The organism is Streptomyces sp. NPDC002785 (assembly GCF_040295565.1).
Classification (GTDB): domain Bacteria; phylum Actinomycetota; class Actinomycetes; order Streptomycetales; family Streptomycetaceae; genus Streptomyces.
Genome location: NZ_JBEOVN010000215.1, coordinates 1 through 11,669 on the forward strand (window position 1 = coordinate 1; position 11,669 = coordinate 11,669).

At 68.0% G+C, this 11,669-nt stretch carries 13 protein-coding genes; 7 read left to right on the forward strand and 6 right to left on the reverse strand.

Annotated features, from left to right (window positions below; genetic code table 11):
• Nucleotides 1-119: 119 nt before the first annotated feature.
• Nucleotides 120-1,133, reverse strand: a complete 1,014-nt coding sequence (locus ABTZ94_RS32090) for a glycosyltransferase family 2 protein (protein ID WP_351206081.1) — start codon at nucleotides 1,131-1,133, stop codon at nucleotides 120-122.
• A gap of 277 nt (nucleotides 1,134-1,410) precedes the next feature.
• On the opposite strand from ABTZ94_RS32090, the gene ABTZ94_RS32095 reads away from it, so the two are divergent.
• Complete coding sequence (locus ABTZ94_RS32095; RefSeq protein ID WP_351206104.1) at nucleotides 1,411-2,775, forward strand: LCP family protein; 1,365 nt, start codon at nucleotides 1,411-1,413, stop codon at nucleotides 2,773-2,775.
• 216 nt (nucleotides 2,776-2,991) lie between these two features.
• On the opposite strand, the gene ABTZ94_RS32100 is transcribed toward ABTZ94_RS32095, so the two are convergent.
• Nucleotides 2,992-3,540, reverse strand: coding sequence for an acyl-CoA thioesterase (locus ABTZ94_RS32100; RefSeq protein WP_351206083.1), 549 nt, complete (start codon nucleotides 3,538-3,540; stop codon nucleotides 2,992-2,994).
• Nucleotides 3,541-3,659: 119 nt separating this feature from the next.
• Here ABTZ94_RS32100 and ABTZ94_RS32105 point away from each other — a divergent pair, with 119 nt between their 5' ends.
• Nucleotides 3,660-4,964 carry an LCP family protein gene (locus ABTZ94_RS32105; RefSeq protein ID WP_351206085.1) on the forward strand — a complete coding sequence of 435 codons (1,305 nt, stop codon included), beginning with the start codon at nucleotides 3,660-3,662 and terminating at the stop codon, nucleotides 4,962-4,964.
• A gap of 95 nt (nucleotides 4,965-5,059) precedes the next feature.
• Here the strand turns inward: ABTZ94_RS32105 and ABTZ94_RS32110 are convergent, their stop codons facing one another.
• The 4 genes from ABTZ94_RS32110 to ABTZ94_RS32125 form a co-directional block, all read right to left on the reverse strand.
• Nucleotides 5,060-5,440, reverse strand: coding sequence for a hypothetical protein (locus ABTZ94_RS32110; protein WP_351206087.1), 381 nt, complete (start codon nucleotides 5,438-5,440; stop codon nucleotides 5,060-5,062).
• Nucleotides 5,441-5,475: 35 nt separating this feature from the next.
• Nucleotides 5,476-5,952: a hypothetical protein gene (locus ABTZ94_RS32115; protein WP_351206089.1), complete on the reverse strand. Its 477-nt coding sequence runs from the start codon at nucleotides 5,950-5,952 to the stop codon at nucleotides 5,476-5,478.
• A 312-nt stretch (nucleotides 5,953-6,264) separates the two neighbouring features.
• Nucleotides 6,265-6,474 carry a DUF397 domain-containing protein gene (locus ABTZ94_RS32120; protein WP_351206091.1) on the reverse strand — a complete coding sequence of 70 codons (210 nt, stop codon included), beginning with the start codon at nucleotides 6,472-6,474 and terminating at the stop codon, nucleotides 6,265-6,267.
• Nucleotides 6,471-7,349, reverse strand: a complete 879-nt coding sequence (locus ABTZ94_RS32125) for a helix-turn-helix domain-containing protein (RefSeq protein WP_351206093.1) — start codon at nucleotides 7,347-7,349, stop codon at nucleotides 6,471-6,473. The genes ABTZ94_RS32120 and ABTZ94_RS32125 overlap by 4 nt, the downstream gene beginning before the upstream one ends.
• Nucleotides 7,350-7,511: 162 nt before the next feature.
• Here ABTZ94_RS32125 and ABTZ94_RS32130 point away from each other — a divergent pair, with 162 nt between their 5' ends.
• The 5 genes from ABTZ94_RS32130 to ABTZ94_RS32150 all read left to right on the forward strand — a co-directional run bounded on the left by ABTZ94_RS32130 (nucleotide 7,512) and on the right by ABTZ94_RS32150 (nucleotide 11,555).
• Complete coding sequence (locus ABTZ94_RS32130; RefSeq protein ID WP_351206095.1) at nucleotides 7,512-7,949, forward strand: ATP-binding protein; 438 nt, start codon at nucleotides 7,512-7,514, stop codon at nucleotides 7,947-7,949.
• 274 nt (nucleotides 7,950-8,223) lie between these two features.
• Nucleotides 8,224-9,285, forward strand: a complete 1,062-nt coding sequence (locus tag ABTZ94_RS32135; RefSeq protein ID WP_351206097.1) for a helix-turn-helix domain-containing protein — start codon at nucleotides 8,224-8,226, stop codon at nucleotides 9,283-9,285.
• Between the two features lie 46 nt (nucleotides 9,286-9,331).
• Nucleotides 9,332-9,976: a DUF6932 family protein gene (locus tag ABTZ94_RS32140; RefSeq protein WP_351206099.1), complete on the forward strand. Its 645-nt coding sequence runs from the start codon at nucleotides 9,332-9,334 to the stop codon at nucleotides 9,974-9,976.
• Nucleotides 9,973-10,929, forward strand: a complete 957-nt coding sequence (locus ABTZ94_RS32145; RefSeq protein ID WP_351206100.1) for a hypothetical protein — start codon at nucleotides 9,973-9,975, stop codon at nucleotides 10,927-10,929. The genes ABTZ94_RS32140 and ABTZ94_RS32145 overlap by 4 nt, the downstream gene beginning before the upstream one ends.
• Nucleotides 10,930-11,183: 254 nt before the next feature.
• The gene (locus ABTZ94_RS32150; protein WP_351206102.1) at nucleotides 11,184-11,555 is read left to right on the forward strand and encodes a hypothetical protein; all 372 of its coding nucleotides are present in this window, start codon (nucleotides 11,184-11,186) and stop codon (nucleotides 11,553-11,555) included.
• Nucleotides 11,556-11,669: the final 114 nt, after the last annotated feature.

Sequence of the window (11,669 nt, forward strand, 5' to 3'; positions counted from 1 at the left end):
GGTGACAATCTTGCCCTACACGACGCTGTTCCCATCTTTGACTTTCACCGGGCAGGAGCCGTGCGACAGCCTCTGTGGGGGCCTTCCGGCACATCGGAAGGCCCCCACACCGTGTCGGTCTAAACCGTGACGGCCGGGCGCCGGCTGGCGATGACCTTCTTCGCCAGCGAGCGCGGGCTGGTCAGGAAGCCGTACCCCCACGACATGTGCATGGTCGCGAGGGCTACCGGGATCTGTGCCCGCGCCTTCAGCGACAGGCCCTCGCCCGCCGGGACGGACCCTGCGACGATCGCCGCGACGTACCCGGCGGGGACGACGAACGCCCACGGGGTGACGGCCGCACCGACGACGATGCCCGCCGCGATCGCGCAGACGGCGGTGGGCGGCGCCAGGTAGCGCAGATTGATCGAGCCGGAGTGGTAGCGGGCGACGACGTGCCGCCAGCGGCCGTAGTCCTTGTACTGCTTGGCGAGCGCCTTGATGGAGGGCCGCGGCCGGTACTGCACCTTCAGCTCGGGCGAGAACCAGATCAGACCGCCCGCCTCGCGGATGCGGAAGTTCAGCTCCCAGTCCTGGGCGCGGATGAACTCCACGTTGTAGCCGTCCGCCTTCTCCAGGGCCTCACGGCGGAACACACCGAGATATACGGTCTCGGCCGGGCCCGCCTGGCCGCCGGTGTGGAAGGCCGCGTTGCCGACGCCGATCTTCGAGGTCATGGCAGCGGCCACGGCCTCCTCCCAGGCATTCTCACCCTCGGCGTGCATGATGCCGCCGACGTTCTGCGCACCCGTCTCCTCCAGGAGGCGGACAGCCGTCGCGATGTAGTCGGCCGAGAGCATGCCGTGACCGTCGACCCGGACGACTATGGGGTGGCGGGATGCCTTGATCGCGGCGTTGAGGGCGGCAGGGGTGCGGCCGGTCGGGTTCGGGACGGTGTGGACCCGGGTGTCCTCGCGTACCAGCTCCGCGGCGATCTCGTCCGTACGGTCCGTGGAGGGGCCCAGCGCGATCACCACCTCCATCTCTCCCGCGTACTCCTGCTCCAGGATGTGCCGGACGGAGTTCCTGAGATGGCGTTCCTCATTGAGCACCGGCATGATCACGGAGACGGCGGGGTGCTGCGCGGCAGACATGGTGGTCCTCGGGTGGTCCTCGGGGGCGCCGGGGGTTCGCACCCCACCAGGCGGCGTTATTCGGCCGCCACGTTACCGCGAATGGGGGACACCGGCGCGCGCCACCGGGCTGCTTCGCGAACTGCAGATCATATAGGCCTACTGTGCGAACGGTCCCCCTTGCACCGCGGAGGTTCCCCCTGTGCACACGCCGCGCCCCTCCCCCCGTTCGCCGCGTTCCCGCCCGGTTCCCCCGCAGCGCAGGTCCAGAAAGCAGGACGAACGGCCGCGCTGGGGCATGCGGGTGGTGACCGGTATTTCCGTGCTGGTGCTCGGAGCCGGCGGCATCGGCCATGCGGTGGTGACCAGCCTGGCGACCGGGATCGACCGGATCGACCCGTTCAAGGACATGAAGAACCGGCCCCGGGCGGGCTACGGCACGAATCTGCTGCTCGTGGGCACCGACGGCCGCGACAAGATCACCCGGGAAGAGAAGAAGAAGTACCGGCTGGGCGGTGCGCCCTGCAACTGCACCGACACGGTCATGCTGGTGCATCTGTCCGCGGACAAGGAGCGCGCAAGCATCGTCTCGCTGCCGCGGGACAGCTACGCCGAGATCCCCGAGCACAAGGACCGGACCACCGGCCGGATGCGTGCCGCCCACCCGCTGAAGCTGAACGCCGCCTACGCCGAGGGCGGGCCCGGCCTGACCGTGCGGACCGTCGAGCACATGACGGGCGTCAAGATCGACCACTACCTGGAGGTCGACTTCACCAGCTTCATGAAGACGGTGGACACCCTGGGCGGGGTGCAGATCTGCACGACCCGGCCGCTGAAGGACTCGTACACCGGTCTCGATCTCCCCGCGGGCACCCATGATCTGAACGGCGGGCAGGCGCTTCAGTACGTGCGCTCCCGGCATATCGACGGGGCCTCCGACGTGGGCCGGATGCAGCGCCAGCAGAAGTTCCTCGCCTCGCTGATCAAGCAGGCGACCCGCAGCGGTGTGCTGATGAACCCGGTGAAGTTCCGGGACGCCACCTCGACGCTGCTGAACTCGGTCCGGGCCGACAAAGGGTTCGGTACGGAGCAGATGCTGGAGCTCGGCCAGGCGATGCGCGGCTTCTCCCCCGCCTCGTCCGAGTTCGCCTCCGTGCCGATGGGGAACGTCGCCTACCCGGTCAAGGGCATCGGCTCCACGGTCAAGTGGGACGAGCAGAAGTCGAAGAAACTCTTTCAGGCACTGCGCGACGACCGGCCGCTCGCCCAGGAGCGGCCCAAGCAGCCGAAGGCCGTGAAGATCGGTGTCGCCCCGCAGCAAATCCGGGTCCAGGTCTACAACGGGACCCCGAAGGACGGGCTCGGCAAGGCGGTCGACGACGCACTGCGCGCCACCGGTTTCAACACCACGCGCGCCCCGCGGAACGGGGAGCCGCAGGATCTCAAGCGCACCCTGATCACCTTCGACCCGCGCTGGGACCTGTCCGCGAAGTCCCTCGCCGTGGCATTGCCCGGGGCCGAGCTGCGGGCGGTACGGGGGCAGGGCCCCACGATGAAGGTGACGACGGGCGCGGGCTTCGAGAAGGTGCAGCGGGTGCGGGCCGAGGACACGAACCGGGGCGAATTCGGCACGGTCACGGGCGAGCAGGTGGTCTGCCCGTGACCGCGGGTGCGTCGGGGCTCAGAGGCTGTCGGGTGACCTCTGACCGGGCGGCCACGCCCTGGCACGCACGCTTTCCGCGTTGTCGTCGGTCGGCGACTCCCCCATAGCCTTAAAGGCATGGGAGGGGCCCCCTCCGCGTCGCCTCAACTCCTCCGCCTTGGAATCGCACGCACCAGACCGCGTCCGCTTTCCGATCCGAGGTCACCCGACAGCCTCTCAGTCCTCGATGCCGTCCGCCGCGCGCTTCTCGCGCAGTTCCCTGATCGCGCGGCGCCGGGCGAGGCGGTGGGTGCGCCGGATCTGCGCCTCCTGGTAGCGCCGCTTGTCGCGTTCAGTCTCCGGTATCACGTGCGGTACGTGGCGCGGCTTGCCGTCCGCGTCGACCGCCGCGAACACCAGGTACGCGCTGCCGACCTGCTGGGCGGGGGTGGATTCGTTCCACCGCTCGGCCATGACCCGGACGCCGACCTCCATCGAGGAGCGGCCCGTCCAGTTCACCTGGGCGCGGACGTGAACAAGGTCACCCACGCGGACCGGCTCCAGGAAGACCATCTCGTCCATCGAGGCCGTCACCGCGGGTCCGCCGGAGTGCCGGCCGGCCACGGCGCCCGCCGCGTCGTCGACCAGTTTCATGATCACGCCTCCGTGCACCGTGCCCAGCAGATTGGTGTCGTTGCCGGTCATGATGTGGCTGAGGGTCGTCCGGGAAGCGGCGGTCGGCTTGCCCGGAATATCGCCCTCCGGGAGCGGGGCCTGATCTGTCATACCGTCCACCTTATGCGGGGACTTCCGCCCGGCAGCAATGCATCAGCTTCGCAACAGCCCTGATGCGATTTCCCGCACCCCCTGTAATAGCAGGGCGCCCGGCCTGCACACTGGATCGCATGAACGATTGGCCCGAGGGCTGGACCGACGACAACCGCAGCGGCAACCGCTACGGGCAGGGCAGCGACAGTGACCGGCCCGAGAGCGCCCGTGTGATGCGGCATGTCCAGCGGCGTCCCGCACCGCCGCAGCAGCGACCCGCACCGCCCCGGCAGCGGCAGCCGGAGCCGCCGCGGTACGCCGGCGGCTACGACGACAACGCAGGGTACGACAACGGTTACAACACGGGCCAGGTCTACGGCGGCGGTGGCAACGGCGGCGGCCAGGGCAATGGCTATGGTGGCGGCGGCCGGAGCGACAGCGGTCACGTCCAGGGGCGTCCGGCGCCCAACTGGGGCCGCCGAATAAAGATTGGCTCGCTGTCCCTGGTCGTCGTGGTGCTCGCGGTCTCCATCGGCACGTACTTCTGGGCCGACTCCAAGCTCAAGCGCGAGGTGGACCTCTCCAAGGTCATCGAGCGGCCGAAGGGCGGCGACGGCACCAACTACCTGATCGTCGGTTCCGACAGCCGCGCAGGCATGACCGCCGCGGACAAGAAGAAGCTCCACACCGGCTCCGCGGAAGGCAAGCGGACCGACTCGATGATGATCCTGCACGACGGATCGAACGGACCGACGCTGGTCTCCCTGCCGCGTGACTCGAACGTCGAGATCCCCTCGTACAAGGGATCCGACTCCAGCAAGCTCTACCCGGCTCGCGGCCGCTTCACCAAGCTGAACGCCGCGTACGCCGAGGACGGTCCCGAACTCCTTGTCCGTACCGTCGAGTTCAACACCGGGCTGCACATCGACCACTACGTCGAGATCGGCTTCGGCGGCTTCGCCAAGATCGTGGACGCGATCGGCGGGGTGGAGCTGGACATCCCCAAGGCGTTCAAGGACAAGAAGTCCGGCGCCGACTTCAAGGCGGGCAAGCAGACGCTGAACGGCGAACAGTCGCTGGCCTTCGTGCGGACCCGGTACGCCTTCGCGGGCAGCGACCTGGACCGTACGAAGAACCAGCAGAAGTTCCTCGCGGCGTTGGCGAGCCAGACGGCGACAGCGTCCACGATCCTCAACCCGTTCAAGCTGTACCCGACGATGGGCGCCGGCCTGGACACCCTGATCGTGGACAAGGACATGTCGCTCTGGTCTCTGGGGCAGATGTTCTTCGCCATGAAGGGCGTCACGGGCGGCGACGGCACGTCGATGAACATGCCGATCTCGGGCTCCACCGGCGGAAATCTGGTCTGGGACAAGGCCAAGGTCAAGCAGTTGGTGGAACAGCTCAACAACGACGAGAAGGTCACCGTCTCCGACAACTGACGGCAGACCGCCAGGAAAGGTCAGGTCCGGACGGTGAACCGTCCGGACCTTTCCATTTCCCCGGCGCGCTCCGATTACCGGCCCTCGCCCCTTCCCTACCTGCTTCCCCGGGCCGGCAACGCCACATGCGGCAGCGCCAACCGGCCGTCGTCCGCCGCGAATTCGGTGCACAGCGTGTCGTACTCCCGCTTGGCCGCGGCCACCCCGGCCGGTCCCCGGCTGTTGACCAACTGCCCGATCGCGGCCACACCGGCGGCCGGCCCGGCCCACCAGTCCTCCGCCCCGACGCGGTGGTCCCAGGCCAGCGCCTCACTGTGTACGTCCGCGAGGCCGACCGCCTCCAGCAGCGTGCCCAGCCCTTCCCGGGTGCGCGGAAAGTTGTGCTCGTGGTCGACGGTGGCCAGCCACTCGGGCCGGGTCAGTCCCGCCGCCTCGGCGGCCCGCCCGATCAACGCCTGGCCGGGAGTGCCCGGCACCTGTCAGATCCGCCGCTCGCTCACGTCGAACGCGGTCATCGCACGCCTTCCGCGGGTCCCTGCGGCTCGACCTCGTCCAGGTCCTCGTACAGCGCGTCCAGAATCCGTCCCGTGGGCTCGCCCTGCGGTGTCAGCTCGGCCAGGCACCAGCCGGGCAGCTTCCGCTCGACCTCGGGCGGAAGGTCACCGTCCGCCGGGTCGGCCAGCCCGTAGAGGAGGCCGAACGCGGTCTCCTTCGCCACCTCGCGGGCTATCTCCCCCAGGTCGCCAGGGGTCAGACCGAGAGCCAGCGCCCGCTCGACGGCGCCGCCCGCGAGTCCGTCCTTCCGGTAGGCCTCGACCCAGTCGGGGGCCGCCGTGCTCCACCCGTCGATGTCCTGCCAGACCATGCGCAGAAACCGGTAGCGGGCGAGCTGCGGAATGTTCTCCTCGGCCTCGGAGTCGGCCCAGCCCTCGGCGTCATCGGCGCCGAGTGCGGTGAACAGGCCGGTGAGTGCGGTGATGTCGGTCATGGGAGGGGAAGGTACGCCATGGTGCCGCATCGCAGCGATCGGGTGCGGGCCTCGTCGGTCCTGGTGAACTCGTCGGCGCGCACGGCGCGGTAGCGCCCCGCGCGGAAAATCCGAATCCAGCCCGAGTCCGGCGAAGGGGACCAGGACGGGCTGTTCGACCGCCTCAACCGGCCCTTCTGACAGCGGCACGCCCCGATGCCGTCTCGGGGCGCGAGTGCCCTGCCGAGCACGGCAGGGGCGTTCCTTGGTTTGTTCGAGCGGTGCCGTGGACCCGGCATCAAGCACACGGCGGGAGCGCGAGTGCGTGCGGGGTCAGCGCCCGGCAGTGTGGGAGACGAAGCCTGCCCAGGCACTGGGCCCGAAGGTGAGGCGAGGGCCCTGAACGTTCTTGGAGTCTCGGACGTAGATCCCGTCAGGGACGGGGGCCACCTCTACGCAGTCAGCCTCACTGCTGTTGCTGCTGTAGCTGCTCTTGCGCCACTCCAACTCATGGCCGCCCCCGACGGAGAGCTCGCTGATCATGTTTCTCCCAGAAGTTGCTCGATAAAGGCCAACGACTCACGAGGCGTGAGAGCCTGGGCCCGGATCATGCCACACCGCAGCTCAAGGATTCGGAGCTGCTTCGGGTCGGAGACCGCCCGACCGTTGAACGCCCCTTCCGAGCGTCCCATGGCCGTGCCGTCCTTGAACTTCAGCACCTGCGTCTCCCCCTGCATTCCGGCATGTTCCTCGCGGGCGATTGGCATGACCTGGATAGCCACATTCCGCAACTGGCCTACCGACAGAAGGTGTTCGAGCTGTCGACGCATAACCATTGTGCCTCCGAGCGGGCGCCTCAGCGTCGCTTCCTCCTGCACAAAACTGAGCGTGGGAGCCGGGGCTCGCTCGAAAATCGCCTGCCTGGCCACACGACCTGCGACTGCCTGCTCGACCTCGTGCGGCTCGTACGGGGGCAGTCGCATCTCGAACAGTGCCCGCGCGTACTCTGCCGTCTGAAGCAGCCCGTGCAGGTTGTGATCTCCGTACGCCAGAAGCTCGACCGCCCGCCCCTCCAGCTTCGCCAGATCCCGCACCTTCTTCGGGTACCGAACCTCCGCGACGTCCCCCTTCATCATCGCGAGCTTCCCGCCCGCCCCCAGCACCTCGTCCGCCCTGTCCAGGAACTCCGGCCGAGGGATGCGCCGCCCGCCCTCCACCTTGTAGACCAGGTCCTCCCCGTACCCGATCGCCGCCCCGAACTCGCCGGCCCGCATTCCCGCTGCCTCCCGCCAGGCCTTGACCTGACGGCCCACCGCGGCGACCACCGCCACCCCCGACTCGTCGTCGGGATCGATGTCCCAGCCGGGCTCGTCCGCCCCGCCGTCCCCGCGCTCCGTACCGGCTTCATCCATGCTCATCCGTGCCCCACTTCCGACGTGCATGCGTTCCTGCTCAACCCTGGTCGTCCCCAGCACGTCACCCCGGACAGCCGGGACAGCACTGGAAAAGCACGGGACAATCACCGTACGTAAGGACCTTGTCGCTGTTCACGGTACGCACGCCCGGCCACGCTGAGTGACGTGAACCAACAAATCACCCGAACCGAACATTCCGCTCCCACCCGGCAGTTCACCGTGCTGCTCTCCCCCACCCGCCGAGGCGCCAGGCTCGCCCGTCTCCTCACCACGGCGCATCTGGGCGACTGGGGCCTGCCCACGGAGCACGCCGCGCACATCGTTGCCGAGCTGGCCACCAACGCCATGGTCCACGGCCGTGTACCGGGCCGGGACTTCCAACTGAGCCTCACCGTCCACCGCGACGCTCTCCTGCGGATCGAGGTGACCGACACCCGGGGCGAGCAACTACCTCCCACGCCTGGCACCCCGTCCACTCCCACCGATGACGCGGAATCAGGGCGCGGCCTGCTGATCGTCGAGGCACTCGCCGACCGCTGGGGCATCGACCTCGGGCCCGTCCCGCGCAAGACGATCTGGGCAGAACTCAGCCTCGTACCGTGACCGCTCCACCGGGTCGCGGAGACCCACGACCCGGTGAGCCACGTCGCCGCGCCCCACGACGCATAAAGCTTTGAAGAACCTGAGGAAATCACCCTCCCCACCCAAACCCCACCCCGGCCCCGTCACTCGCACGGGTGACATAGGGCAACTGGGCTGGATTTCATACGGGTTGGCAGGCATATGCTCGCCGCGACAACTACAGACATGCGACGGCCCCCGGCGAGACGCCAATCTCGACCGAGGGCCTGACCACCGAGGAAGTTAGGGCTTCCCGATGGATACCCAGCAGATTACCGCGCCCCCGTGCGCCCCGCCCTCCGCATCCGGGGGCGCCACACCGTCGTCCGGTGTCATCCACATCAACTTCCGGCACGCCGCAGGCTTCACCGTCATCGGCAACCACCTCGCCCAGCACCGCGGACTGTCCCTGGCCGCGATCGGGCTCGCCGCCCACATCCAGTCGCTGCCCGCCGGAGCGAAGATCGGCATCAAGGTTCTCGCCGACCGCTTCCCCGAGAGCGAGACCCGCATCGCGGCCGCCCTGCGCGAACTCGAAGCAACCGGCTACCTCCACCGCAGCCGCGTACACCTTCCCAACGGCCGCGTCCTCACTCGCACCATCTCTTACAACCAGCCCGGCACCGACCCGGCCACCGTCACAACACCTCAGCCACGAACCAGGCCCAGCAATCCTGCAGCCCCGCGGCCCACACCACCGCCACCGCCACCGCCAAGCGAGCCCGCTCCCGAACCGGCGCCCGCCCAGACACCACAACCGCCCACACCGCAACCGGTAGCCGCGCGGCGGCCCGTGCCCACACCGCAGCCGGCGCCCGCACCCGTCCTCGTACCAGCCCCCACCGCACGCAAGGCACCACCCTCGCCGCTCCCCCAGCCGCAGTCACCCACCCCGGAACTCCACCGCTCCGCAGCCGCGCTCCTCGCCGACCTGCGCCGCCACACACCCCAACTCACCCTCTCCGAGAACGACATCCACATCCTCACCCCCGGCGTCGCCACCTGGCTCGAACGCGACGTTCACCCCGAGACCATCCGCCACGCCCTCACCACCGACCTCCCGAACCCCCTGAAGCACCCGGCCGAGCTCCTGCGCCACCGGATCACGACGCTCCTGCCACCGGCGCTACCGGGAGCCCAGGACCTCGCACTCGCACGCCCCCGCGTCATCGTCAACCCGCTCCAGAACTGCGACCGCTGCGACCGCGCCTTCCGCTCCCACCACCCCGGCCACTGCCGCGACTGCCGCACGGACCAGCAACGCGTCGAGGTCAGTGCATCTTCCGCCGAGGAGAGTCAGCGGCCCATGGCCTGCTGAACACGACGAGGCGTCCACGTTGTCCAACTTTTCCTGCCGCGAGAGAGTGAGCAGCCGCTACCGTGAACGTTTCCAGCATCGGACAAAGTGCGTGACGGGGGCATCTGTGCTGCCGGACTTCACTTCTGAGGGCCTGCTGCCGCCTGGTCGCTTTTCGGTGACCATGGAGGAAGCCGAGGACTTGCTCGTACGCAGTCCAGCGTTCGAATGCTCAAGCAGCCGGCCCACCTTGTGGAGAGGCTTCGAGCAGTACCTCAACCGTTTCGGAGTACTGGAGGACAGTTACCCGCAGAAATTGCAAGGCCGACCTCTGATCCATCGGGTGTGGCTGGGAGGCAGCTTCGTCAGTGCGAAGCCTGAGCCCCGAAACATCGACGCGACGATGTTCATCGACGTAACCGCAGAGATGGCAGTCAAGGGGAATCCGGGTTCCAAGTGGCTCACCGAGGCGTTCAAGAGCAGGGACCAGATCCTGCGCAGGTTCGGCGTCTCGCCCCTCAGAGTGGGTTACCGCCCCGTTGCTTCGGTATTCGATATGCAAAGCATCGTCGAGGATGACCGGACATACTTCATGCAGCGTGGGATCTGGGACGACTGGTGGCAACGGTGCCGCCTGCCTGATGGAAGCGACCCTGCCCCCACCGAGGCAAGTGCCGTACCCGTTCGCGGCTACCTGGAGGTGCGACTGTGAGCGAGAGCATCTGGCGCCAACGCATGCGCGCGGCCCGCGCACAGGACCCCGAGGCCACCTCAAGACTCCTGGACGAGCTGGGCACCGAGGAACGCAGCGATACGGAGATCGAAGCGGACCACCGCAGAAGCCGCCTCGAAGCCATGCAGGAGTACCAGCCGGGCGCCACCCTCCAGGAGGAACTGTGTCTCCGCCTCACCGGACCGGAGGCCGAAGGCGGAGCACTGCGGTTTCAGTGGGGCAACGCACTTCTCGACCCGGTCGAGAAGGCTGTGTCCAAGGCTGCAGGCGCACCTGTTGAACTTGAGGTCACCGGGCTCTCGCGAGGCAGTACGGTCGTGCACGCTCGTCCCGTCCTGTCGGTATCACCTGATACAGGAACGCTCGGCGGTCCTGTGCCGACAGCGGCAGACAAGGGAGTGCGTACGTTCGTGCGCCTCCTCACTGCTCTGGAGGACGAGAGCGACGTGCGCGAGTGGGCACAGCTCTTCGACTCGGTGGACGCACTGTCCGGGGCCCTGGAGCGTTTCCGCTTGAGCCTCGGCCTGACCTGGTACGCGGCGGACGGCGGCATGCGTCAGGCCAGTCTGACTCAACGAGGAGTCGAATACGCCAAGCGGCTTCAGTCGACACGCGACAACGATCAGGAGTTCACGATCTCCGGACGTGTCACTGAGCTCCGTAGCAGCGGTGTAGTCAAAGTGAAGTCGGGCCTGGCCCAGAACGCCCCCGCACACGACGTGAGAGTCGAACCGGAACAGCTCGTACGCATGCGTCTGGCTCTGGGAGACAACGTGCATTTCAGGGTGCGCTACCGGCGGAAGTTGGATGCCATCGGCCGCACCAGAGTGTCGGAGTACCACTTCCTCGGGGTCGCAGCCGAGGAACTCGCTCTCGACCTTGAGGCTGGGCCGTCACCCCATGAAAAGAACTCGCCCGAGGCGGGGCAATAGGCGGCCCCGCCCGGTCCCGTCAACTCCTCAGCCCATCCTCACTGCGACGGGTGAACCGATCAGGTTCGACATATGCCAGTGACGTATTAACTCCTAGCGTTCTCGGCATGGTCAACTCATCGCACGAGGAGAACGTCGAAATCTTTGCGTGGACGTCCGCAGCGCCTGACATCCCGCTTCCCAGTGCGGAGACTGCTCCCCAGCCGCCCGCCACTCTCCTCGAGAACACCGAGCCGAGGCCGCGGGAAAGCCCAGTGGACAATCTGCTCCTCGCCGAAATCGTCGAGCTCGGCCTGGGCGACCGCCCCGCCGTCACTACCTGGAGACAGCTCATGACCGAGACCGACCTCTCCTTCTTCCGCTCTGAGACTGCCCAGCGTCTGCGGGCGGAAGGCCACGCCCAAGGCCTGGCACGGGGTGTCCTGCTTCTCCTCGCGCAGGCCGGCCTTGACGTGCCCGACGAAGCCCACGACCGCATCACGGAGTGCGGCGACATGAACATCCTGACCCGCTGGCTCCTCCAAGCCCCTGCTGCCGCATCCATCGATGACCTCTTCGACGAGCAACCCCCGACGCTGCAACGCCGCTCCGAGTCCGCCTCGGCGGCCTTGCCGCAGTCGAGCTGATCCAGCGTCATCCTGACTTGGCGCGGCCGGCCGTCATCCCGGTCCTCGAAGGATCCGGCGACAGTGACGGCCCCCAGCCCCTGGGGAAGCTCCCGGTGCAGCCGCACCACCGAG

Bases quoted from the DNA above. Each gene is read 5' to 3' on its own strand.
- ABTZ94_RS32090 (WP_351206081.1), bottom strand. From the start codon at position 1,133: ATGTCTGCCGCGCAGCACCCCGCCGTCTCCGTGATCATGCCGGTGCTC.
- ABTZ94_RS32095 (WP_351206104.1), top strand. From the start codon at position 1,411: ATGCGGGTGGTGACCGGTATTTCCGTGCTGGTGCTCGGAGCCGGCGGC.
- ABTZ94_RS32100 (WP_351206083.1), bottom strand. From the start codon at position 3,540: ATGACAGATCAGGCCCCGCTCCCGGAGGGCGATATTCCGGGCAAGCCG.
- ABTZ94_RS32105 (WP_351206085.1), top strand. From the start codon at position 3,660: ATGAACGATTGGCCCGAGGGCTGGACCGACGACAACCGCAGCGGCAAC.
- ABTZ94_RS32115 (WP_351206089.1), bottom strand. From the start codon at position 5,952: ATGACCGACATCACCGCACTCACCGGCCTGTTCACCGCACTCGGCGCC.
- ABTZ94_RS32120 (WP_351206091.1), bottom strand. From the start codon at position 6,474: ATGATCAGCGAGCTCTCCGTCGGGGGCGGCCATGAGTTGGAGTGGCGC.
- ABTZ94_RS32125 (WP_351206093.1), bottom strand. From the start codon at position 7,349: ATGAGCATGGATGAAGCCGGTACGGAGCGCGGGGACGGCGGGGCGGAC.
- ABTZ94_RS32135 (WP_351206097.1), top strand. From the start codon at position 8,224: ATGGATACCCAGCAGATTACCGCGCCCCCGTGCGCCCCGCCCTCCGCA.